This window comes from Paenibacillus pinisoli, from assembly GCF_003605435.1.
GTDB classification, from domain to species: Bacteria; Bacillota; Bacilli; order Paenibacillales; family Paenibacillaceae; genus Pristimantibacillus; species Pristimantibacillus pinisoli.
Genome location: NZ_QXQB01000003.1, coordinates 350,246 through 374,105 on the forward strand (window position 1 = coordinate 350,246; position 23,860 = coordinate 374,105).

Genomic DNA, 23,860 nt, shown 5'->3' on the forward strand with positions numbered 1-23,860 from the left:
ATCCGCATCATTTCCTTTCAATTAAGTTGCCTGGATTCATAATCCCGACATATCCAATATAAGAGGGTTGTCCCCAAGTCATCAGTGATGACTTGGGGACAACCCTTCTCAGTAATTGCATGACTAGCCATAACTTTAAATCAGCAAGCTCTCTTATGGTTTAAGGCAATAGATTAAGTTTCACTACAAAGTTGTATAGCGCCTGTACGCTTTCGGCTCGGCTTGCTTGCTCCAGCGGAGCGAAGCGATCTTCGCCGCGACCGTGCATAAGCCCCTGCTCAAGTGCTGCGGCTACCTCTTGCACGGCCCAGTCGGCAATGTCAGACTTATCCCGCAGCGCGTCAAACGAATTGGATCGCGCTATAGATGTTCCTGTGCCGCTCGTTTGTTCTTGCCCATGCTGCTGAGCCCACTGCGCGGCGCGCACAAGCAGAATCGCCATCTGCTGGCGAGTGATCTTCGACTCAGGCGCAAAGGTATCTTCCGACACTCCGCTTACGAGTCCCGCCTGGTAGGCTGCCGCAACGGAATCGGCATACCATCTTCCGCCTGCAATATCCGAGAACGGCATGTCGCCGGCCGTTGCCTGCAAGCCCAGCGCCCTGACAAGCAGAGCCGTAAATTCCGCTCGCGTCACCGGTCGCTCCGGAGCAAAGCCGCCAGTTCCCGTACCTTCTGCAATATGCTTGGCAGCTAGTCTCGTAATCGCTTCATGCCCCCAGTGCAGGCTTGGCACATCATGGAATGTCGGGCTGTATTCCATTACCGCATAGCGGCTAAAGTGCATGCTGCCTGTTTCGATATATCCGTTGTTCACCTTGCCTCCGGCATAACGCAGCGTTCCGTCATTCATCAGCTGGTAGATGCCCGCAAGCCATGGATCCGTTCCTTCCTCAAGCTGGAATTGCATAGCAGCCTCTTCACTAAACAAACTTACGACCTTCCGATTGCCGTCTCGATCAACGACCTCCAATTTGAAATCCATGATCATGCCGCGCTGCTTCATTCCATCAATCCCGTTCTGCGCTGCCTCGACCGGAATCATGGACAGCTCCAGCCTGCCATCCTCCCGCTGCTCTTTAGGCAGGGCTTGCAGCGCTGCCTGCAATAGCTTGGATGGGAGCTGCAGCGTCCATGAACCGGCTTGGACAGACAAGCCGTCCGCAGGAAGCCAATCGCTCATACCACCCGGCATGGACAGCAGCGTCTGCTTGCCGCTGAGCTTCAGCTTGCCGCCAAAGGCAGCAATCTCGGCTGCGGCAGGTTCATATCTGGATGCGTCCTCCGAACCTTGTCCGCCATCCCCCGGTGTGACCGGTGCAGTCTGATTCGCTACCGTCACCCGAATCGGCGCCGAATAGACTCTCCAGCTCGACTCCGGCACAGCCTCTCCTTCCACCGGCTGGAACAACGGGAAGTCATGATAGAATTGCAGAGTCGCATGACCGGGTTTAACTGCCTTGATCAGATTGCCGTCCAGTTCCACAGCGCCTGAAGCTTCGCCTAGAATGCGGACTCCGCCATTCAATGAAATGTCTGCTCCTGACCGTGATGCAACAGCAACAAGCTCATCAAAGGCCAGCTCTGCTCCCGGACGCAGCGTGTAGCTGCCGCTTGCCCGCAGGCTGCTTAGACCGGTTGGCAGCTCATTCATCCAGTTCGCATAATCGGTAATAATGCCGCCGACTCCGCGCGTCACCAGCTCCTGCATGCCGCTCTTTGTATTCACCGTCCAGCCTACGGCGGTCACGCCGCGCTGCTTGGCATAGGCGACAAGCTCTGGCGTCATCAATGTCGTATTGGCCAGCAGGAATGCGCCAAGCTGCACATTGTCCGTAATCAGCTTCTCCGCTTGCACCAGCTCTTTGCCCGCCTCAGGCGCGCCGCCGTCCAGCACGAAGCCGATGCCAATCTGCGGGTTCAACTCATGCACCCGCTTTAGTACCTCACTGCTGAAGCTGGACACATAGACATTGGCGACCATTCCGTATTGCTCAATCAGATCGACAAGCTCCCGCTCGTATCCGATCCCTTTCATCTCCAGCGCCAGTACAATATCCTTATCCTTTGCATAGGCAAGCAGCTCAGTCAGAGTAGGGATTCGGGCATCCGGGAATTGATCATAGATCGGCTGCCATGCTGCCTGATCCGTACGGTTGGCCGTCAGCGCCTGCAGCTCAGCCAATGTCATTTCGCTCGCCCGTCCGCTGCCATTTGTTGTCCGGTCTACTGTAAAATCATGCAGCAGCACCAGCTCCCCGTCCTTGGTGCGCAGCACATCTGTTTCAATCACATCAGCGTTCATCTCTACCGCAAGCTTGAAGGCATCCATCGTGTTCTCCGGAGCCAACGAGCTCATGCCGCGATGCGCGACGAACAACGGCGGAACGCTCAGCGTCGCTTGTTCGCCATAGCTTTCGATCGCTTCTACCGCCGCTTGCGGTGTGCTTGTCATCAAGCCGGTAACGCCTGCCGCGATCGCCTGGTGAAGGTCAGCCTCTTGCTCCATTCCGTATGCCCACACGGAGATTCCCCGCGCAGCCAAGTAAGAGGTCAGCTCGGCGCTTGCGGCCCGGTAATCCAGCAGAGCTGTCAAGCCAGTGCTGTTTCTCACGGCTATGACGATATCGCTCCATTGCTCCCGCTTGAAGCTTGTGCCCTCCATACGCACAACTCCGCGATATTCATCATTCAGCTCGCGCATGTCCTTCACGATGGCCGCATTCCCCGAGACGATCATGACATCCTGCATGCCTAGCTCGACCAGCAATCCGTGTACCGCCAGCATAAGCGAACGGTCCCTCAGCTCAAGCATCGGCAGTCTATGGCCGTCAAGCCGCTGCAGCGCATCCTTCAGCTCCATGTTCACATTGGTTGCCATCAGCTTGCCGCCCGATAAGCCAACCGTCAGCAGAAAAGCCGATGTTCCTGCGGCTAAGGTGTCCGGCAGCACGCCGGAAGCATCCGCTATCGTTGGCGCAGCAGCCAGCCTGCTCTGCGGCTCTTCGGTCAACAGCACATTCTCCTTCAAGTCCGGTACCGGAATCAGATCGGGACGTCCATATGGCCCGAACAGCAGCAATCCCGGCGTCGGATTCGGCTGATCGATAAAGTCGGCGCGGCTGTTTTTCGTATCCGCTTCGCTAATCCGCTCCAGTGAATGCCCGCCCGCAACGCCCGGATGGGCTTCAATGCCCATATACATGCCGGAGCGGTACACGACGACATCGATCAAAGCCTTATTGCGGTCAAGCAGCAGCACCTCGTCGCCCGTATTGGCAAGCTGCATATTGCCGCAGCCCCAATCGCAATTCGGAATCATTTTCGCCACTGCTGGATCGGACTCGTCAAGCTCGAAATCAGCTTTGATGCCATAACGCTCTTCAATGCCTTTGGCATTTTTGGCCACGACAATGACCTCATAAGGCGCAAGCACCGTCCCTTCCGGGAAGTTATACATCCCTTCCGCAGCTGCCTGTCCTTCCGTTTCTTCATCGCCCAAATAATAGCCGCTTATATCAATAGGCTGTTGGGAAATATTCGTCAGCTCAATATACTCGCCCGTAATCTCTTCAAAAAGGGGATCGTACACCACTTCTGTAATGAGCAGCGTCTGGCTGGTCGGAATCGGGATCGGCCTGTTCGGCAGCTCCGGCGGCGCAGCCGCAAAGTCCGCTGCCGGAACGCCGGTATCGCTGATGCGATGAATCGCATTGCCGTTGCCGCCCGCCGCAGCCGTTACCCCTTTGTAAGCAATGCCGCGGTACGTCATATCTTTCAGATAGGGCACAAAATCAACAACTTCATTGGCTCTATCCATCAATAGAATTTCGTCGCCGCCATTCGCCAGCTGGATGACGCCGGTGGACCATGTCGTCGGCAGCAGATTAGGAACGGACGGATCATCCTGCGGCCTGAATACGCCCTCCCATGGCACTTCGAAGTCTGGCGATACGCCGTACGTTTGTTTGAATATAAGCGCGGATTGGCTCACAACGATGACCTCTCCCGGTTCCATCACCGTACCGGCCGGGAATTCTGCCATGCCTTCGCCGCCGCCTTCGTTAATGCCGTCACCCAGCTTGAAGCCGCCGATATCCACCGGCTCCGTGCCGTAATTACGCAGCACAATATATTCCTTGCCGTCATCGGCACCCGGCGCATCGTACATGAATTGCGAGACGCGAACAGGCGGCCGCTCCGCTGCCGGAGGCTCCGTGCCGTAGTTCTCCCATGCCGCCAGGTTGAGCTTCAGCATCCGGTCCATAATGAATGTCGTGGTATACCGGTATTTGTTCGCCCCGGATTCCAACAATACATACAGCTCTCCTCCCGCCACGGCAATGCCTTCCGACATCGGCACCGTAACAAGCGAAGCATTCGTCTCTGCTGCGGATTGGCCGTCCAGGAACCACAGCGGCACGGTCACGCCGTTCACTACAGCGCTCGCATGCGGCGTGCCTGCCAGATCCGGCGTACGGTATCGGAATAGCGTGCTGTCATTGGCGCGACCGTACGATGTGCTCAAATAGACATTGCTGTCGTCGAATGCCGCTCCTTGCACTTTTTCCCGAATAGAGAAGAGATAATCAGGCGTTGCTGTTGCTGCCTTATCTCCATTCCAGTTGTCTGCGCCCGGAAGGCCGGTGTCGACCGACAGCTCGTAGCCCGCCATCCATGCATAATGCGTCTCGCCATCCCGGTTCGCAATATGATGCTGAGGATCGGTCGGATACGACTTCGCCTCATAGAACTCGCCTACCCACAGCACTCCGTCCGCATAAGTCATAAAGGCTGCTTGCAGCGGCACCGGAATGACTCCTGTGAAGCGCACCTCTCCGCCATGCTGGGCCGCCTCAATATCCGCAACGTCGAGCCGGTACAGGTACGTCTCCGAAGCGACCCACACATGCTCGCCGATAATGGATACGCCCCCGGCATGGCCCATGTAAGGCGTACCGTTCTCGTTCATCAGCGCGAGCGACTCCAGCTGAACGCCTGTCGATGCCTGCATGACCGACAGCACGCCGGGACGGCCGTCATCCATATACGACACTGTTACAAGCCAGTCCAACCCTTCATCGTAAGCAATGCCCTGCGGCACGACGCCTTCGGCAAGGCCGGGAATAACCGGCCCGGCTTCGCCAATCGCCCAGGTCAGCGCATATTTATCCGGCTGCTGGAACGGTGCCCGCTCCGTCTGCGTCAGCTTCTGATGATTAGGCTCTGCTGAGGCAATCGCAGAAGGAGCGGATTCCAGATCCGATCTGTTCACCGCGCTTACTTGGAAGTCGTAAGAAACATTGCCGATCAGCCCGTCTACCCTAAAAGAAAGCTGGGATGCCGGCACCTCGAATTGCAATTGTCCATCCATATAGATGCGGTAGCTCCACAGGTCCGCTTCTCCGTTCGGAGACCAGCTAAGCTCTGCCGAACCCTCGCCTCCAGCAGCGGTCAGCCCAGCCGGAGCTTGTGGCGCTTCCGTGTTGACGACTGGCTTCGGAGGAGCTTGTCCCGCTACGACATAACCCGGCGTCGGCGCCTGCAAGCCCCCGGTCAGCTCCATGGCTGTGCCGCCTCCGCTTGGATAGCGGAACGTAATCGATTTGCCTTCCGCCACATGCGAGGCGGAGTAGGAAGCTTTGGCAATCTCATTGCCTGTGATGCCTCGAACCGTGACGTTTTGATTGCCGCTGTTCGTCAGCCCGCCAATGTTCTCAAAGATGCGATAGCTGCCCTCGCGCACATATTTGCCCGCATATTCGGCGTAATAATAGCTGTTGAAAGCATCCATGCCGATTGGCGCAATCTCGCCTCTGCGCGTCCAGATCACATAGGTGCTCCACTCCGGCAGCACAAGAGAGTCTTCAATGGTTACAGTCCAGCTGGCGGAAGCAACCGTGTGGCCCTGAAGTTCTACGGGATGGCTTGCAGCATTGTACAGCTCGATAAATTCAAAGGCGTCGTATCCGGCAAAGTTAGCCGTATCCGGTATTAGCTCCGTAATGAGCAGCTCGCCCGGAAGCGGCGCCGCAATATCGCCCTCGCCCGGCGATGGCGTAGGCTCAGGCTCGCCGCCCGGATCAGGCGCTCCCGGCAACTGCTCCACCAGAAGCGTGCCCGGCGTCGGCGTCTCGTCATTGCGCAGCCGCTTCATCTCTGTTGCGTCTCCTGGCTTGTAGATAACGCTGCGATTTAGAAGGCCATCGGCTGTGCCTTCGTTGAACAAGGCCGACACTAACGGCTGTCCAGTTGTGTCCGCGATCGCCACTTTGCGAAGTGCGCTGTCATGAAGACCTTGCGCCGATGTTGTAAGCGCTATCTCAATGACATCTGCGGAGTCCATCGAAACGCCGTAGTTGGCGTTAAAGTCCTCCAGCGGGACATTCGGGTAGTCGAACTTTTTCAGCCATAGCACCTTGGTCTCCCCTGCCCCGATTGTCGTATTGCCAATAGGCCAGCGGTTGGCCGGATTCGTCATGCTGCTGGTAAAGTATTGAAGCTGATATTGATTCAGATTGATCGCTGCCTCGCTGCTGTTGTGCAGCTCGATAAATTCATAAGGCTGGCCCTCTCCCCCGGAACGCGGCACGATCTCGGTGATCCACAGCGCTGACGGCGACTCGGCCGCATGCGCGCGGTCTGTCCATCCCTGCGGCAGCAAGCCTGCGAGCAAGGCGGCAACCAGCACATACGCACTCCACTTCTGAAACTTTTTCTTCAACACGATCCCTCCCAGAAATATTGGTTTCTACCAATCTCACAACCTGCGAATCCGGGTCCGATAGCTTTTGCAACAAAAAAAGAGAAAACCCCGTTTGATTCAGGTAGAAGCAAATTGCTTCCAGCCTTCGTGCAAACAGGGTTTTCTCGTCTTCTCCGACCCTAATTCAATTCAGTTGTTAGCCTTATTATATACACGAATGTTACGAGAGTGTGAAGAAGATTTTGAGAAGTTGTAAAAAAAGTAACAGAAAAAGGGGACGAACGCCCTAAAAAAAGTAATAGTAATAGACTTGCCTGGCTTCAAGAATGACACGTTTAAAGAATCCATAGAATAACAAAATAACAGGAGAGCGTGCGAAAGGAGTGTTTGGGTATGACGATTCTGAACAGAGGCGAAAGAGGCGCGGAAAAGGATAGCTGTGATTTCACAATTGAGGTAAGCGGGGAAGGCATGACATCGGCAGCTCCGGACCGGACGATCATTACGCTCGGCGTTGTGACGGAAGGAAAAGAGGTTGTGCCTGTCCAGCGCGAGAATGCAGCTGCAATCAGCTCCATTATCGAAGCGCTGACGGAGCTTGGGCTGCCGCGATCGAATGTGCAGACGAAATCGTACAGCATCGACCCGCAATATGATTATGAGGACGGCAAGCAAGTCTTTCGCGGATACAAGGCCACGCATCTGCTGCAAATCTCGCTGGATGGCGTGGAGAATGCCGGCACGGTGCTGGACACGGCTGCCGCTCATGGCGCTAATCTGATCTCCGAGGTAGCATTTGCCTCCTCCGAAGCGGAGAAGCATCAGGCGGAGGCGCTAGCGCAAGCTGTGCGCCGCGCCCAGCAGAAAGCGGCCGGCATTGCGGCAGCGCTTGGCGTATCCCTGTCCGCCGTGCCGTGCAAGGTACAGGAAATCGGAGGCGAAGGCGAGCCCATCCGCTTCAAAACGATGATGGCAGCCAGCGACGGTCATACGCAGATCGAGCCGGGTCAATTGACTTTCAAAGCGGCTGTGCGGCTTTGGTATCTTTTCGCATAAGACACGTTCAGCTTATGGCGATCCAGCTCAGGATAGTCGGTCAGCTTGCCTTCGTACACCTTCTCCATCCGGGGGTGGTGATGGAAGTGCTGAGGCGTCACGAGAGCAGGCGGCAATTCGCCCGCTTCCGGGCTATTCCATAGCGAGAGTCCGCCTCTGCGGAGCACCTCCGCCACGAATTGCGAGCAGAAGTAAGCGTCCGGAATGTCGAGGTCGCGGTTCAGCAATACGCCGATCAGACCGATCAAATTGTAGGAATAGCGCTCCCGTTCATGGCCGAATTGCTCGATTGCCGCGGCGACGGCTTCCTTCTCCTGGCGCGTCACTTTGAGCCGCAGCACGATGCAGGATGTATTTTGATAATAGCTGTAAGTGCCATAATAGATGTCCTCTTGGACAAAGCCTGCATTGAGCGGATTGCGCGCCGTCTTGCGGCCAAAGCTGTACAGCTCGTTCAGCTCCGGATCTAGCGCGATGGACGCATGGTTATAGGGAGCATTCGTAAAGCATTGAATCAGCCTCGAAAATGCCGTTCCCGTATTCGTAAGCAAAATATATAAGTATGATGGGCGTTTGGAAGCAACCTTCGGATGATTGGTTTTGGTTTTGCCTGCTGTCATATCCGTCACCTCTTCGTTCATAATGGCAGCCAGTCGTATGTTTAAGACTTGGTACCAATATATCAACGGTCCGAGCGACGGAATAGTACCAACTCTGTGTGGTACTGGCCTGAACGTGCCTTAGTAGCGTGTGGCAGCGTTATTTTGCTCACGGCGAGCAAATTGGGGCATGCAGCGGGGCGTGGCAGCGTTGCACGCCAAAAAAGAGCATTTCCAGGCTTGCAACGGTGCCTGGCGGCGTTGCACGCCAAAAACAAGCACTTCCAGACCCGTAACGGTGCCTGGCGGCGTTGCATGCCAAAAATGAGCACATCCAAACCTGCAACGATGCCTGGCGGCATTGCATGCCAAAAATGAGCACTTCCAGACCCGCAACGGTGCCTGGCGGCGTTGCACGCCAAAAATGAGCACTTCCAGACCCGCAACGGTGCCTGGCGGCGTTGCACGCCAAAAACAAGCACTTCCAGACCCGCAACGGTGCCTGGCGGCGTTGCAGACCAAAATCGAGCATATCCAGGCTTGCAACGGTGCCTGGCGGCGTTGCACGCCAAAAACGAGCACTTCCAGACTTGCAACGGTGCCTGGCGGCGTTGCACGCCAAAAACGAGCACATCCAAACCTGCAACGGTGCCTGGCGGCGTTGCACGTCAAAAATGAGCACATCCAGACCTGCAACGGTGCCTGGCGGCGTTGCACGCCAAAAACGAGCACATCCAAACCTGCAACGATGCCTGGCGGCGTTGCACGCCAAAAACGAGCACTTCCAGACTTGCAACGGTGTGTGACGGCGCTATTTCGCTGAAGTCGAGCATAACCTGGCATGCAGCGATGTGAGGCAACGTTATTTTCTGGTTTTTAGTGCCAACTCCTAATTAGCGTTATGTCGTAAAGTTATTTCAATTTTGGCCCCTGTTCCTTCAGGTGAATAAAGCTAGCACTCCACACAGAGCATAACAATAGAGCATATATGTCTCAGAACATAAAGAAACCTCGCGACCACACAGGTTGCGGAGCTTCTTTGCTTGCTTTGCACATTGACGTACGCCTTGCATCTGCATATTACTCATCAGCACACGCTTTGCATTTACACATTACTTATCAGCGCACGCCTTGCATTTGCACATTATCAGCACACGCTTGCATTTACCTATTACCACTCGCGGCACATAATGCATTTACCTATTACCACTCGCGTAAGTTAATGCATTTGCATATTGCCCTCCCGTACACTTTGCATTTGCATATTTGCGCATTCGTTGCGACTATTTCAGCCAAGCATCAGCGTCTTAGCGAAGTCGTGCTTACTACGCCGTAACGGGACAGCAGCTTGCGGCCGATCCAGGCGACGCCGCGGTCGGTCAGGAAGCCCATGAGGCCAAGGCAGATCAGGCCGACGAAGATCCAATCCGTGCGGAAGAACAGACGAGAGTTCCAGATCAAGTAGCCAACGCCCTCATTGGATGCAATCATCTCCGCCCCAATAATCGCCATAAAGGATGTGCCCATCGCCAGCCGGATGCCGGTGAACATATAGGGAACGGTGGAGGGAATGATGACATGCAAGACAATTTGCCATTCCGATGCACCCATGCTGCGTGCGGAGCGGATTTTGTCCTCCTCCACCGACAAGACGCCGGTCAGCGTGTTCAAGACGACGATAAAAAATGTCGCGTACAGAATCAATGCAATTTTGGACGTTTCGCCGATTCCGAACCACACCAGGAAGAGCGTAATAAACGCAATCGGCGGAATGAACCGGATGAAGTTCAAAAACGGCTCCGCTACAGCGCGAATGGCCCCTACTTTGCCGATAATCAATCCAACCGGAATCGCAATCAGGCTGCCCAGCGTCCACCCCGCCAGCACCCGGTACGAGCTGATGCCGATATACTGCAGCAGCGTGCCGTCCTGCAGCAGCTCATATCCGCCTTGCGCCGTGTAGATCGGTCCCGGCAGTATCTCCGGTCCATACACGAGCGAAAGCAGCTGCCACACCGCTAATCCTCCTAGCAGGAAGAGGCTGTGAACCCCCCATTTTTTCAACCTCGCACTCATGATGATCACTCCGTTTCCCTAATCAAAATCATACGCCGTGCTCCCAACGATTGAGCTGCTATTCTTCAAAATGCGATTGGATCGCCCCATGCAGCTGGTGGAAATCCGGAGAGGCCAGATCGCGCGGATACGACAGCGGCACTTCGTAAATATGGGAGATGCGCGACGACGGTCCCGCTGACATGATCCCGATCCGGCCGCCCAGCAGAAGCGCTTCTTGAATGTCGTGCGTCACGAAAATGACCGTCTTGTCGGTGCTGCGCCAAATGTTGACCAGCTCCCGCTGCATCGTGCGCCGGGTCATGGCGTCGAGCGCCCCGAACGGCTCATCCATCAGCAGAATGTCGGGATCGTTAGACAATACGCGGGCGAGCTGCACACGCTGCTTCATGCCTCCCGAAAGCTCGCGCGGGAACTTCCCTTCATGCCCGGAGAGGCCGACCATCGCAATGTACTTGTCGGAAATCTCCTTCCGCTTGGCAGCCGGTATCCGTTTCATACGAAGCCCGAATTCTACATTTTCCCGAACGGTCAGCCAAGGGAACAGAGAGGAGTCCGCCTGCTGGAAGACGACGGCGCGATCCTGGCCGGGACGCACCACTTCCTTTTCCCCGACGCGCACCTCGCCCGAGGTTTTGGAGACGAAGCCGGCGATGAGGCTGAGCAGCGTCGACTTGCCGCAGCCGCTTGGCCCCAGCAGGACAAAAAACTCTCCGCCTTTAACGGTCAAGTCCACATCCTTGATAATGTAATGGAGTTCTCCTGCCGACGGCTGCGAATAGCTTTTATTCAATCGCTCGATATAAATTTCATTGCTTTTCGGCGCTGCGCTCATCCCATCATCCCCCTATTTCAATTCGACGCGATCCGGGAATGCCTCCCGCACCAGCTCCAGATTCAACTTATCGTCCAGATTAAAATCCTTCTCGATAATGCCGTTGTCGACCATATACTGCTTCTGGCCGGCCATGCCCTCATAAGCCTTTTGTGTAAACCCGATGTTCCACGGATTTTTCGGCAAATCCTTCAGCGTCGCCTCGCGCGGCTGCTTCACTTCCTTGTACAAAATATCAGCCGTCTCGTCGGGATGCTCCTGCGCATAACGCGCAGCTTCGTCGACCGCCTTCAAAAACGCGATGACACCGTCCCGCTTGCTGCCGATCAGCTCATTAGAGGTAATCAGCCCCGTGCCCAGACGCACCGGCGTCTGGGACATATCCGTCAGCTCGCGGGCTTCTTCCAGCGCGCCGAATTTTTCGTTCAGTACCGCGCCGTACACCCATGCACCGTCGATCTCGCCTTTTTTCAAAGCGACATAGGCTTCATCAAAGCCGCCTTGGCCGATCAGCTCAACCTCGGACAGGTCAATGCCGTTCTCCGCCAAATATACGTCCCACAGGTACGGAACAAAGGTGCCTCTGGAGAAGCTCAGCTTCTTGCCCTTCAAATCCGCCGCGCTGCCGATCTCCTTGCGCACGAACAGCTTCCACTCGCTGGCACTCAATTCGGTGGCGGTGCCGGAGGAGGCGATAATGGAATAATCGCCTTTGCTGACGGCATTAAGCAGCGGGAAATCGGCGCCGAACGCGACATCAACCTGCTTGATGAAGAGAGCGTTAACCCCCTCGGCCGGAGTCGCGAATGTCACCAGCTCGGCGTCAATGCCGTGCTTCTCGAAGAAACCTTTGCTCTTCGCAACCTGAAATACCGTGTTCGTTGTAATGTCTGCGATTCGGAGCTTAAGCTTGGCGTCTCCGTTTTTTCCGCTGGAGCAGCCAGCCATCAGTGCCGCAGCTACGGCCACGGTCAGCAGCACCAGATTCCAACGCTTGAACGAGCTACGATCCTTCATGGCTATCCCCCTCCTTCACTGGAGCCTCATCGGTGCGTGCCACGCATAAAGCACCCTCTCCATATGACAATGTGCCTTCCACTTCTACTGCTGTAATCGCACCTCTAGGCGCTGCGCCCGGCAGCCGATAGTCCGCTACATCCAGCAGCGCAATCTCCGTCTCGACCGGACGCTCCAGCTGAGGAACCCATTCGTACGGCACGCGATAAGCGCGATAGACCATGTTGGAGTTCCGTTTGTTTTTATACGGGGAGATATGCTCCCACACCAGCTCATGCTCACGCGTCACTTCGAAAATGCGTCCGTCCGCGCCCTCCGTAATGAGCGTATTGCCGTTCGGCAGCCGCTGGGCGGAGCTGATATACGGGCTGTAGAAGCGGTAGGAATCAAGCGGTGCCTGGAAGCCCGCTTCCGTCGGCGTATATTGCCATTCGATCTCGAGCGTGACCGGATTGATCTCCAGAATGCGGGAGTGGTCGCGCCTCGCGTTTTTCAGACCGTCCGGAGATTCCGGATTCGGCGAGCCGTAGCCGCCCCAGCCGCCGTTGTCGAAGATAAGAATATTGCCCTCTCCCGGCAGTCCTCTCGGAATCATGTGGGCATGGTGCTGGCCGATAATCCAGCCGATATGCTTCGTCGCTTCGTCATTGTAATTCGGGCCGAGCTTCCATACGATGCTCCCTGTTTTTTTATCAATAATGGCAATTATATTCGTCTCGCGCGCATCCCAAATGATATTGTCCGGATGGAACCGCTCGTCGCCCTCGTCATAAAATTTGTTCGGGCCAAGCACCGAAGCGGAATTGATGTGCATCCAGTCGCCTGCGTTTGTACCAAAAAATCTCGTATTCGGATCCTTGTACAGCGCCAGCTTCGCATCTTCGTCAAAGCCCAGCTCCTCGAAGTGGTCGCTGCACGTCCATTCCCATATCACATTGCCTTCCCAGTCGACTTCAAGAATCGTGTCGTCCAGCAGCTCTTTATCGGAGATCTCAGGCCTGCTTACATTTTTGTGGGCCAGTACAATTGTATTGCCGGAATCCGTCTTCGGCTCCTGGCCGGGCACGTAATAGCCGACGGGATTGCCTTCACGCTGATAATCATGATGCTGGCGCGCCATCCACTGAGCTGGATGTCCAGGATCTTCAATCCACTGATAGCGGTCGAACTTCCAAACGATATTGCCGTTCCAATCGACCTGCACCAAATTCAGCTCATCCTGAAAGCCGTATTGCGGATCGCGCTCCGCCGTGCTGCCAAGCACATAGCCGCCGGGCAGCAGCTTGTTCGGAAAACCTCTCAGTCCCTTCCAGAGATGCACCTCTCTTCCGTTCATATCGACCAGCAGCGCGCCCGTCTCCGCCGCCTGATAAAGCGTATAGCCGCTCCATGCCTTGACCGGGTTATATACCGTCGTTCCTGTCGGATAAATCGTAGGGTGTCCCATCGTAAAATTGCTCCTCTCTCGCGTCAAAGATTAGTAAGATATAAATCGATTCGTACGGCTTGACGGCTCTTGGCTCTTCGCCTTCTCGCTCCCAGCCTGCTTCTCCGCCGCATAAGCCATCACGGTATCCGAGAATCGTTCCACATTGCGGCTCAGTCGTTTGAAAGACCCGACTTGCGCAGCCAGTTCCTCGGACGTAAAGCCCTCGAACAATATCGAGATCATATAGGCTCCCGCATCCCGATTGCGCTTCAGCAGCTCCCGCCCTTGCCCGGTAATCCGCAGAACCACGGTACGGCGGTCTTCCTCGCTTCGCACCCGGACGGCAAAACCGCCATCCTCCAGCTTGTCGCATAACGCTGTGACTGCTCCGGATGTAAAATCCAATTGTTCCGCCAGCTCCCCAAGACGCTGGTCTCCCTGCTGGGAGATGGAGTTCAATATGAGCATGCCTGGCAGCGAAATGCCTTCAATCGTAATTTTGTCGCGCTCCTTCACAAAACGTCTGACCAGCTTGCGGAACAGCCAATCCGCTTCCTCAAGCAGCTCCCAATCCCTGTTGTCCATGTATCCCCCTTCATCCAACGCCAGGTAACAAAAAAACTCCTGGCTTCCTCTAGCAAGTAGAGAAAAGCAGGAGCCTTTGGCGGTCCAATCGGCGACTGATTGATTTAATTTTAAGATAATGAACATTCATCAAATGACCAATCATTAAATGAGCGTTCGTTGATTTGCGTTGAATACAGACTAAACCAATTATTCATACCTGTCAAGTGGGAATAATAAATATAAATGATGACACCTCAAAAAAAGCTCCCGCGCCCTGTTCAAGAGACGCGGAAGCTTCGTTCATCATATGGCGCTTTCGCTTTTGGGCTCCAGTCGTTCTGGCCCAGCAGTTACTTCTGCGCTGCGGCAAGGCCCGTCTTGCGCAAGTAAACTCTCCAGCTTGTGCACCACAGCGCCGGATCGTCGAGCGATGATTCGTCAATGCGATGCACGGTGCTGGCATGCGGCGCATCCTTGACGATTTGCGGCTCGTTGTACGCCTCGTAAGAGATATGCTCCAGCGCGGCAATGTACTCGTCCAGATCGTCCTTGGAGTACGATTCCGTCGGCTCCAGCGTGAACGGCTGCGGTACGATATACGGATGATGGCTGGTCCAGTAATGGAGGCCGAAATCGCACATTCTGCGCTGGACATCTTCGGTTGTCACGCCTGTTTCTTGCGCAAGCTGCTCCCAGCTGTAGCGCACTTGCTCCAGACGCATGCCCTCGACATACGGCGCGCTGGCTCCGCGGATTTTCGTAATATGGTGGTACAGATAATTGTTGTTGAGCACGGCGATTTGGGCCACATTCAGCAATCCCTCTGCGCCAAGGCTGCGGATCCAGGCGTACGAGCGCAGCACGGTCTGGGCGACGCCATGGAAGGAGCGCACTTTGCCGATGCTCAGCTCCTGATCCCACTTGAAGGTGTAACGGCCGTTCTCTTCCTCGACATAAGGCCCCGGAAGGAATGGCTTCAGCTTCTCCACCACGCCGAGCGCGCCCGTTGCCGGACCGCCGCACATATGCGGCGCGGCAAATGTCTTGTGCAGGTTGAAGAAGCACATATCGAAGCCCGCTTCCTTCGCTCTTGCAATGCCGAGCAGCCCGTTGGCGTTCGCCTGGTCATAGAAGCACAGCCCGCCCGCTTCGTGCACCAGGTCGGTAAATTCGCGGATGCGCGGATTGAAGATGCCCGTATCCTCCGGGTTCGCCACGACAAAGCCCGCCGTCCGCTCCGAGATGACCGCCTTCAGCTTCTCGATATCCGGGAAGCCGTTCTCGTCCGGGTAGAGGGTAATAATCTTGTAGCCCTTGACCGCAGCCGTTGCCGCTTGCGATGGATGGGAGAAGATCGTCGTAATGATCTCATCGCGCTGATCGCCTTCGCCGTTCGCCTCATGATAGGCGCGAACGATCGACGCCATGGCGAACAGCGCCTGCGTGCCGCTGCTCGGCTGGAAGCTGAATGCATCCATGCCCGAAATCTCCCGCATCGCCAGATCCATGCGATGATAGATTTCCAGCATGCCCTGTACGGTGCTTTCATCCTGCAGCGGATGCAGATCGGCTACCTTGTCGCTGCGGATCAGAAACTCGTTGACGCGCGGAATGTATTTCATCGTGCAGGTGCCTTGCCCGATCTCGACATTGAGGTCGGAGCCAAGCGTTTCCTGCGATAATCTCAAATAATGGCGCAATACCTTGGCTTGCCCGATTTCCGGCAGCTTGGGCGCTTCGCTTCTGCGCATCGATGCCGGAATTTGCGATACGCCATCGCCGACCGCTTCCTTGATTTCAGCCTCCGCCTCGGGCACCCAGACGCCGCGCTCGCCGGGCTGATGCAATTCAAATATAACCGGCTCATCCCATTTCGCCTGGTGAAAGGCTCTTACTTTATGCTCTCTCTTGATCGGTTTCATATGATCGCTCCTCCCCTTACGCTCTGTCCGTCAGACGCTTCAGCGCCGCAGCCAATCGGTCGATGTCTTCCTGGAAAATAACCTCTGTTACGCAATAGAGCGCGCATTGCCCTAGCTCCGGGAAGTCCTCCGACAGATCCTTGCCGCCGAAGATGCCTTCCGCCAGCAAGCCTTCATTCAGCTCGCGCACCGTCTTGCCCGTCCCATTGAAATCTACGACAAACTCCTTGAAAAACGCGCCTTCAACCCTGACTTGGACTCCCGGAATTCGCCCAAGCACGCGCGCCGCATACTGGGATTTCTGCATAATCGTTGTGCCCAGCTCCCGCATGCCGTGCGGCCCCATAATGGCGAGATAGACGCCTGCTACAATGCCCCACAGCGCAGTCTGCGTGCCGACCGATTCCTTGCCCTTCTCCCGCTTGGCGAAGGAAGTCCGCTCATACGCCACGTCGCCGAAGCCGTATTCGCCTTCCACGCTGGTCGGCGCAATGCCGAACAGGCGGGACGGATATTCCATCACATAACGCTCTTCGTCGCGTGTCGCGATAAAGCCGGCTTGCCCGCCGCCGTAATTCATCCGGATGCCAAGCGGCTGCAGGTCTCCGCAGACGATGTCCGCGCCGTAAGCGCTCGGCGGCGCAAGCACGCCGAGCGAGCTTGGATCTACGCCGACTACAAATTCCGCGCCATGCGCATGCGCCAGATCGGCGATCTGCCCGCCGTTTGCCTCAATCATGCCGAGATAACCCGGATTCTCGATATAGACTGCGGCAACGTCGCCGCCAAGCTTGCCCTTCAAATCTCCCAAATCAAGCGCGCCCGTTGCCGCATCGAACTTGACCGTCTCCACTTGAATGACCGGGGTGCAGTAGTTGGTGATGATTTTGAGCTTGTCGGGCGAGACAGAGCCCGCTACCAGCACGCGTCCTCTTCCCGTCATCCGGGCAGCCATGCGCAGCGCGGTGGAAGCCGCCTGCGCCCAGTCGAACGTCGGCACGTTAACGACATCCATATCGATGAGCTCAGCCATCAGGCTTTGGTATTCGAACAACGCCTGGAATCGGCCATGATCCTCGTACGGCTCGCCGGCATACGCCGTCACGAACTCGGAGCGCTGGCTGATCTCATCGCATACCGCCGGAATAAAATGCTGCCAGCAGCCCGCGCCCAGGAAGCTGACCGCTTCCTTCGCGCTAGTATTGCGGGCAACAAGCCGCTCTACATGCCGCTGCAGCTCATACTCCGCCAGCGCCGGAGGCATATTCATCGCCTCCGGCATCCGCAGGTGGGCGGGTACGCCGCGGTACAGCTCTTCTATATCGTGAATGCCTATGGAGCGAAGCATCGCTTCGCGCACCTCAGGCACTGTATTCGGAATATAAGGATGGACCGTTCTGTTAGGGGAAGTCATGTCATTCGCCTCCTGATTCTGATGAAAATGTTGCATCGCTTCTATAAGTCAAAAAGACCGTTGTTCAACACATGAGCTTCTGCTTCCGATGATGCGTTTTTTCAAAACGCTGCAGAAGACGGGATGAAGCTGAACAGCCTCTTTAGGCCAGCCCGCCGCCGTCCACGACCAGCACAGAGCCTGTCACCCATTGCGACATATCGCTTGCCAGGAACAGCACTGCATTCGCGATATCCTGAGGCGTGCCGAGCCGGGCCAGCGGACGATCCGCGGAGGAGACGAGGAACGACTTCTCCTCCAGCTGGAGCTGCCGCGCCTCATCCCGCAGCAGCGGCGTATCGGTGTCGCCGGGGCAGACGCAGTTGACCCGGATATTGTCCTTGCCGTGGTCAATCGCCATTGCTTTCGTCAGATTGACCATGCCGGCTTTCGCCGCGCAATAGGCGGCCGCCTTGTCGCCGCCCTTCAGCCCCCAGCCGGATCCGGTATTGATAATGCTGCCGCCCCCATTCTCCGCCATGAACGGAATGATGAATTTGGAGAGAAGGAAAGCGCCTTTCAGCGTAACGTCAAGGACGAGATCCCATTCCGCTTCTTCGGTCTCGACAACGGTTTTGCGGCGGATAACGCCTGCATTGTTGAACAGAATATCCGCTCTGCCGAACCGCTCGCGAATGCTCTTGACCGCCGCCTCGCATTGCTCCGCCGACGTTACGTCGCAGCGGAAGCTCTCCGCTTCTCCGCCGCCCTCGCGTATGCCCTCTGCGGCAAGCTTCGCTTGCTCTTCGTTAACGTCGAGAATGGCTACCTTCGCTCCGAAACGGGACAGCGTCTGCGCCGCTGCCAGGCCGATGCCCGACGCGCCTCCGGTTACAACGGCTACCTTCCCCTGCACATTCAGCAACTGTTCAAACATGTCCGCTTTGCCCATTGTCATGACTCTCGCTCTCCTCTCGTTGTTAATTCCGCGCCCAGCGCTACAGGCGATATCTCCTCCGCATGGTACGGCTTCAGCTTCACCGCGAATTGGAACGGCTCCGGCTTCGCCTGATACGGCGGGAGCTGTCCCGGACCGCAGCTGTTGCTGCCAAGGCCGGATTGCTTCCAGTCCAGATGCCAGACGATATACTCCCGCTCCTTCAGCTCGGTGCGATGCTTGGCAAGATCCAGATCCTCGGTCGTATAGCGATGCGCGCTGAAATTCAGCTCCGGCGCGCCTGCCGCCATCAGCCCGATGCCTCTGTCATCATGGAGCGTCACCCAGCGGACATCGGTCCGGTTGCCGTTCTCCTGCGGGTACACGTACGGGAATTCCAGCTCCTCCACACTGCTGCGATAGATGCCCACCGGGTTTGCGCGCTTGCTGTCGGCATAGTTCTCGCCCGGTCCGCGCCCGTACCATACAGCTTGGCGCAGCGTTTGCGGCACCACCAGCTCCCAGCCGATGCGCGGCAGCATCTCCGGCGGCTTGCCCTCCGGCAGGCCCGATACGTCCAGCGTAACCAAACCATCCGGCGCAATCCGGTAGACAACCTCGCAGCGGAAGCCCCAATCATAGACCGGAGGCGCGATGCGCAGCGAGAAGCAGATCAGCCACTCGTCTCCGTCCGCTTCGGCATGCCATCCATCTACACGCGTCTGCATCCGGTCCATATGGGCTTTGCGCCAATCCTTCACGACATACATATCGTTGTCGATCACCGCGCGCCAGAAGCTCATGCTTGGCCCCTTATGCAGCAGCGGGCTTCCTTCGAACGTCCACTCCGTCAGCTGCGCCTTGTGCAGATCGAATTCAAGCATGAAGCGGTCCCCGGCAATGACAGCGCGGCTGCCCTCTTGCTCATAACGCAATGCGCCGCTCATCTCTCGCTGCAGCTCGACTGCCCCGGCTTCTTCGGCTTCAGCAGCTGCTGCAAGCGGCAGCGCCCATTGGTCGAAGGCCAGCTCATGTCCTCTCGGCGCCCAGCGCTGATCCGACGCAAGCGTCACGCTGACGCGCAGCCAGGCGTCTCCGCTGCCAGCATTCAGCCCTCCGCGCTCATACGGCAAACTGATGATCCCCTTCTCCCCTGCCGGAATCGGCGGCAGACGAAGCTCTCCGCTTTGAACAGCCTCTCCATTCTGCATAACCGACCAGGACAGCGACAGATGGTCCAGCTTCAGAAAATCGTAACGGCTCAGCAGTTCCAGCTTGCCATCTGCGGCATCCAGAATCCGCATCGTAACCGGCTCAATCGTCTTCTTATATTCCAGCAGCCCCGGCGACGGGGTGCGATCCGGCAAGATCAGGCCGTCAATGACAAAGTTGCTGTTGTTCGGCTCATCGCCATAATCCCCGCCGTAAGCATAATCCGTTTTGCCGCCCTCGCTTTTCAGCAGCAGACCGTGATCGATCCACTCCCATACGAAAGCGCCTTGCAGCCGCTTGCTGCCGCGGAACGCTTCCTCGTATTCCTGCAATCCGCCCGGACCGTTGCCCATGGCATGAGCGTATTCGCACAGGATATGCGGCTTGCCCAAATCTTCTTTCTCGCCAAAGCCGATCATCTTCTCCACGGAGGAATACATCGTGCTGTAGACGTCGCATACCTCCGCCTCGCGGTCTCCCTCATAATGGATAAGCCGCGTCGGATCGGCAGCCTTGCACCACGCGCTCATCGCGCGCTGATTGCAGCCGAAGCCGGATTCATTGCCGAGCGACCACATAATGATGGAAGGGTGGTTTTTGTCCCGCTGCACCATACGCGCGACGCGGTCGACATAAGCGGCCTCCCATGCGGGGTCGTCGCTCAGCATATGCGGCTTGCCGATCAGCTCCACGCCATGGCATTCCAGATCGGCTTCATCCATGACGTACAGTCCGTATTCGTCGCACAGGTCATAGAAGCGCGGATCGTTCGGATAATGCGCCGTACGAACGGCATTGATATTGTGACGCTTCATCATGAGCACATCCTGCTTCATGACCTCATACGGCACATAGCGGCCGAGCTCGGGATGATGATCGTGGCGGTTCACGCCCTTGAGGCGTACAGCCACCCCGTTCACCTTCATCAGCCCTTCGCTCACTTCCACCTGACGGAATCCAACGCGGGCCGGAACAACCTCGATGGTCTCGCCATCCGGCGTTTGCAGCGTCATAAGCAGCAAATACAGGTTCGGCTCCTCCGCCGTCCATTTCCGCGGAGCGGCAATCGTCGCCTTCTCTCGCAGCACTGCTTTCCCCTCAGCATCCATGCGAACTGTATCGCTCGTCCACGAAGCAATCTCGCGGCCGCTGCCCCACTCGGACAACGAGTAATGAATCTGGCAATCGGATGCCCCGCCACGGCCTTTGCCCACAAGCTCGCTGTCAATCGACAGCACAGCGTCATCGCTCCCGCCTGTAAGCCCGGTACGAACCGTAAAGTCGCGAATATGGGTCTGCGGGCGGGCGATCAGCGATACGTCGCGGAAGATGCCGCTCAGCCACCACATGTCCTGATCCTCGATATAGCTGCCGTCCGACCATTGGTAGACCTTCACAGCAAGGCTGTTCCGCCCTTCCTGCACGTAGTCGGTAATGTCAAACTCCGAAGGCAGGCGGCTACCTTGGCTATAGCCGACGGCCTTGCCGTTGACCCAGACATGGTACGCGCTGTCGACACCCTCGAACCGAAGCGTGATGCGGCGCGACAGCCAGCCGCCCGGCAGGCGGAATTCCTTGCGGTAGCAGCCTGTCGGATTGTCGCTCGGCACGCGCGGCGGATCGATCGGGAACGGATAATACAAATCGGTGTAATGCGGCTTGCCGTAGCCTTGCAGCTGCCAATGTCCCGGTACGGCAATGCCGGCCCAGCCGCTGTCATCGTAATCCTCGCCGTGGCAATCCTCCGGCGCCAGCTCCGGCGCTTCGGCGTAGCGGAACTTCCATGTTCCGTTCAATAAGCGGAACCAAGGCGACTTGCCCCGGTCATATGACCTCGCGCCCGCCTTGTCCGGATATGCGATAAAGTAAGAGCGGCCCTCCTCGCGGTTCCGCTCCAATACGTCCAGCCGTTGCCAGTCCGGCAACCCAGTAGATGTTGTCATGCTGTATGGCCTCCTGTCTCTTTATGTTGCAATAATGGCTGTACGAACTTGTAGTAATAACCGTAGCCGAGCAGCAGCATAACGCCCGTCACGGCGAACGGCAGCTCCACTCGGCCTCCTGCCAGCAGGAGCCCCGCCGTATAGGTGGCACCCGCCGAACCGACGCTGCGGAAGACGGAGCGCATGCCCGCATAGATGTTGCGGTCGCGCTCATGCAGCGCCGACATCGACTGGCTGTCGATCATATTGCTTAGCATGGTGAATCCGCCGCCCCTCATGAGCAGGAGCATAGCGAACATGGCCACCGGCAATTGCATGCTCAGCACGAATGCCAGCAGCGCATTGCCCAGATACACCCAGCGGAACGCCTTCGCCGTGCCGAAGCGCTCCAGCACCCACGGCGTCAGCAGCGAAGCTATGAACAGCAATATGCCGTTCGCCGTAAGCAGCAGCGAGATCGCGCTGTCCTCCCAGCCCGTCCGGTGCTTCACCATCACGTTCAGAAACCCGCCGATCATCGCAAAGCTGATGCCGCTAATAAACGTATAGCAGGCCAGCGTCCATACCGTCCGGCTCGGCTTGCGCCATACGAACGTCTTCGGTCCGCGCCCGCTCTCTTGAGGGGTAGCTGGCGATCCGGCAGACTGGCGGCTTCCCGCAGCCTGAGCCGTAAGCCCTCCCTCTGAATTCGCTGCGGTCATTCGTCCGCCCCGGCGCTCCGGAGGGAGCCATAGCGCCCTCAGCAGTCCCAGTGCCGCGAGCGTGCCCGCAGCGCAATAGAGCACCGCCCGGTAGCCGGCTGCGGCCCCTTCCGGGTCCGCGCTGCCAGAGAGCCAGCCCGGAATCATGCCGCCAAGCAGCGTCCCCGCTCCGACGAACATGGTGAATACCGCAAACATCAAGCTGAACGACCGGGTTTCTTCCTTGCGCGACCGGCTGTAGGAGAACAGCAGCTGCACCTCCGTCGTCTCGATACAGCACAATCCCATCGATATCAATATTTGAGCCGCATAAAACCGAATCTCTCCACTGCCCGAGGCGAATAAGGCGACCCCGCCCGCTACGGCGAACACGCCGGACACGAGCAGGGGCTTGCGCCCGGCCTTGCCCGCCAGCAGGCTCACCGGAATCGCGAGCCCGCCCATCACGAGAATGCCTGTCGAGACGATGCCGCCGACCTTCGCTTCGGTCAATCCCATCGCCAGCAAATAATAATTAAGCACAAGCGTGTACAACCCGATGCCGATCCCGTACAGCGCCTCGCTGGTCAGAAACCGGCGCGCGCCTTCGCTCATTTGCAGCGTATCTCTAAAGTAGCTGTTGCCTGCCATGATGTGTCAGAACCTTTCCCTGCTCACCCTTTGATGCCCGTTCCCGCAACGCCTTCCACGATATGCTTCTGCGCCATAAAGAAGATGGCGAGCGGCGGGATGCAGATGAGCGTCGTTACGGCCATAATGCCCTCCATGTCGACGCCGTACATGCCGCGGAATTGCGCCAGTCCAAGCGTCAGTGTGTACTTGCTTTGATCGTTCAGGAAGATCAGCGGTCCCAGATAGTCATTCCAGCTGTTCAGCATATGGAAGACTCCGACCAGCACCAGCGCCGGCGTCATAAGCGGCGTAATGATGCGCAGGAAGATTTGCACGGGATTGGCTCCGTCGATCCGCGCCGCTTCCTCCAGCTCCACCGGGAGCGTCATGATGAACTGCCGCAGCAGGAAGATGAAGAATGGAGCCCCGAAGAACGAAGGCACGATAAGCGGCTTCAGCGTATTGATCCAGCCCAGATAATTAAATTCCATATAGAGCGGAATCATCGTCACTTCCCACGGAATCATCATCGTCGCCAGGAGCAGAATGAACAGCGCGTCGCGCCCCTTGAACTTGTATCTCGCAAAGCCGTAAGCGACCAGCGCAGAGGACAGCAGCTGTCCGAGCAGCGACAGGCAGGTGACGATCAGCGAGTTTTTGAGAAACAGATTGAAGGGCTGGGATGTCCACGCCTTGGCGAAATTATCAAAATGAAGCGCTGACGGGAGCCACTTCGGCGGGAACAGGTACAGCTCCGTAGGCGACTTCAGCGACGTCGTCAGCAGCCAGAAGAAAGGCGCCAGGAACAAGGCGGACAGGAACGCCAGCAGCGTATAGATGATGACTTTTTTCATG

At 57.0% G+C, this 23,860-nt stretch carries 14 protein-coding genes; 1 reads left to right on the forward strand and 13 read right to left on the reverse strand.

The annotated features are described in order from the left end of the window. Nucleotides 1-160: 160 nt before the first annotated feature. A complete protein-coding gene (locus D3P09_RS15075) occupies nt 161-6,724 on the reverse strand; it encodes a lamin tail domain-containing protein (RefSeq protein WP_133305011.1) in 6,564 nt (2,187 codons plus the stop codon). Nucleotides 6,725-7,099: 375 nt separating this feature from the next. On the opposite strand from D3P09_RS15075, the gene D3P09_RS15080 reads away from it, so the two are divergent. After that, a complete protein-coding gene (locus D3P09_RS15080) occupies nt 7,100-7,762 on the forward strand; it encodes an SIMPL domain-containing protein (protein ID WP_120111580.1) in 663 nt (220 codons plus the stop codon). On the opposite strand, the gene D3P09_RS15085 is transcribed toward D3P09_RS15080, so the two are convergent. From D3P09_RS15085 to D3P09_RS15140, 12 genes are all read right to left on the reverse strand, one after another. Then, entirely contained in the window at nt 7,714-8,382 is a 669-nt protein-coding gene (locus D3P09_RS15085) for a C40 family peptidase (RefSeq protein WP_120111582.1), read from the reverse strand. The two genes, D3P09_RS15080 and D3P09_RS15085, sit on opposite strands and share 49 nt — an antisense overlap. Nucleotides 8,383-9,660: 1,278 nt before the next feature. After that, nucleotides 9,661-10,437: an ABC transporter permease gene (locus D3P09_RS15090; RefSeq protein ID WP_120111586.1), complete on the reverse strand. Its 777-nt coding sequence runs from the start codon at nt 10,435-10,437 to the stop codon at nt 9,661-9,663. 58 nt (nt 10,438-10,495) lie between these two features. Beyond that, complete coding sequence (locus tag D3P09_RS15095; RefSeq protein ID WP_120111588.1) at nt 10,496-11,272, reverse strand: ABC transporter ATP-binding protein; 777 nt, start codon at nt 11,270-11,272, stop codon at nt 10,496-10,498. A 12-nt stretch (nt 11,273-11,284) separates the two neighbouring features. Then, the gene (locus D3P09_RS15100; RefSeq protein WP_424452450.1) at nt 11,285-12,220 is read right to left on the reverse strand and encodes an ABC transporter substrate-binding protein; all 936 of its coding nucleotides are present in this window, start codon (nt 12,218-12,220) and stop codon (nt 11,285-11,287) included. 55 nt (nt 12,221-12,275) lie between these two features. After that, nucleotides 12,276-13,736 carry an aryl-sulfate sulfotransferase gene (locus D3P09_RS15105; RefSeq protein WP_120111592.1) on the reverse strand — a complete coding sequence of 487 codons (1,461 nt, stop codon included), beginning with the start codon at nt 13,734-13,736 and terminating at the stop codon, nt 12,276-12,278. A 30-nt stretch (nt 13,737-13,766) separates the two neighbouring features. After that, nucleotides 13,767-14,303, reverse strand: a complete 537-nt coding sequence (locus D3P09_RS15110; RefSeq protein WP_120111594.1) for a MarR family winged helix-turn-helix transcriptional regulator — start codon at nt 14,301-14,303, stop codon at nt 13,767-13,769. Between the two features lie 332 nt (nt 14,304-14,635). Continuing rightward, on the reverse strand, nt 14,636-16,207 hold the full coding sequence (gene gcvPB / locus D3P09_RS15115; protein WP_120111596.1) for an aminomethyl-transferring glycine dehydrogenase subunit GcvPB: 1,572 nt from the start codon (nt 16,205-16,207) through the stop codon (nt 14,636-14,638). Between the two features lie 16 nt (nt 16,208-16,223). Then, nucleotides 16,224-17,621 (reverse strand): aminomethyl-transferring glycine dehydrogenase subunit GcvPA, encoded by a 1,398-nt coding sequence (gcvPA, locus tag D3P09_RS15120; protein ID WP_120111598.1) that lies wholly within the window; start codon nt 17,619-17,621, stop codon nt 16,224-16,226. 142 nt (nt 17,622-17,763) lie between these two features. Beyond that, nucleotides 17,764-18,537 (reverse strand): SDR family NAD(P)-dependent oxidoreductase, encoded by a 774-nt coding sequence (locus D3P09_RS15125; RefSeq protein ID WP_120112486.1) that lies wholly within the window; start codon nt 18,535-18,537, stop codon nt 17,764-17,766. A 17-nt stretch (nt 18,538-18,554) separates the two neighbouring features. After that, complete coding sequence (locus tag D3P09_RS15130; protein WP_120111601.1) at nt 18,555-21,692, reverse strand: glycoside hydrolase family 2 TIM barrel-domain containing protein; 3,138 nt, start codon at nt 21,690-21,692, stop codon at nt 18,555-18,557. Continuing rightward, a complete protein-coding gene (locus tag D3P09_RS15135) occupies nt 21,689-23,023 on the reverse strand; it encodes an MFS transporter (protein ID WP_120111603.1) in 1,335 nt (444 codons plus the stop codon). Before D3P09_RS15135 ends, D3P09_RS15130 begins: the two co-directional genes overlap by 4 nt. A gap of 23 nt (nt 23,024-23,046) precedes the next feature. Further along, a complete protein-coding gene (locus tag D3P09_RS15140; protein WP_120111605.1) occupies nt 23,047-23,859 on the reverse strand; it encodes a carbohydrate ABC transporter permease in 813 nt (270 codons plus the stop codon). Nucleotide 23,860: the final 1 nt, after the last annotated feature.

Bases quoted from the DNA above. Each gene is read 5' to 3' on its own strand.
- D3P09_RS15080 (WP_120111580.1), top strand. From the start codon at position 7,100: ATGACGATTCTGAACAGAGGCGAAAGAGGCGCGGAAAAGGATAGCTGT.
- D3P09_RS15085 (WP_120111582.1), bottom strand. From the start codon at position 8,382: ATGACAGCAGGCAAAACCAAAACCAATCATCCGAAGGTTGCTTCCAAA.
- D3P09_RS15090 (WP_120111586.1), bottom strand. From the start codon at position 10,437: ATGAGTGCGAGGTTGAAAAAATGGGGGGTTCACAGCCTCTTCCTGCTA.
- D3P09_RS15095 (WP_120111588.1), bottom strand. From the start codon at position 11,272: ATGAGCGCAGCGCCGAAAAGCAATGAAATTTATATCGAGCGATTGAAT.
- D3P09_RS15100 (WP_424452450.1), bottom strand. From the start codon at position 12,220: ATGGCTGGCTGCTCCAGCGGAAAAAACGGAGACGCCAAGCTTAAGCTC.
- D3P09_RS15105 (WP_120111592.1), bottom strand. From the start codon at position 13,736: ATGGGACACCCTACGATTTATCCGACAGGAACGACGGTATATAACCCG.
- D3P09_RS15110 (WP_120111594.1), bottom strand. From the start codon at position 14,303: ATGGACAACAGGGATTGGGAGCTGCTTGAGGAAGCGGATTGGCTGTTC.
- gcvPB (WP_120111596.1), bottom strand. From the start codon at position 16,207: ATGAAACCGATCAAGAGAGAGCATAAAGTAAGAGCCTTTCACCAGGCG.
- gcvPA (WP_120111598.1), bottom strand. From the start codon at position 17,621: ATGACTTCCCCTAACAGAACGGTCCATCCTTATATTCCGAATACAGTG.
- D3P09_RS15125 (WP_120112486.1), bottom strand. From the start codon at position 18,537: ATGTTTGAACAGTTGCTGAATGTGCAGGGGAAGGTAGCCGTTGTAACC.
- D3P09_RS15130 (WP_120111601.1), bottom strand. From the start codon at position 21,692: ATGACAACATCTACTGGGTTGCCGGACTGGCAACGGCTGGACGTATTG.
- D3P09_RS15135 (WP_120111603.1), bottom strand. From the start codon at position 23,023: ATGGCAGGCAACAGCTACTTTAGAGATACGCTGCAAATGAGCGAAGGC.
- D3P09_RS15140 (WP_120111605.1), bottom strand. From the start codon at position 23,859: ATGAAAAAAGTCATCATCTATACGCTGCTGGCGTTCCTGTCCGCCTTG.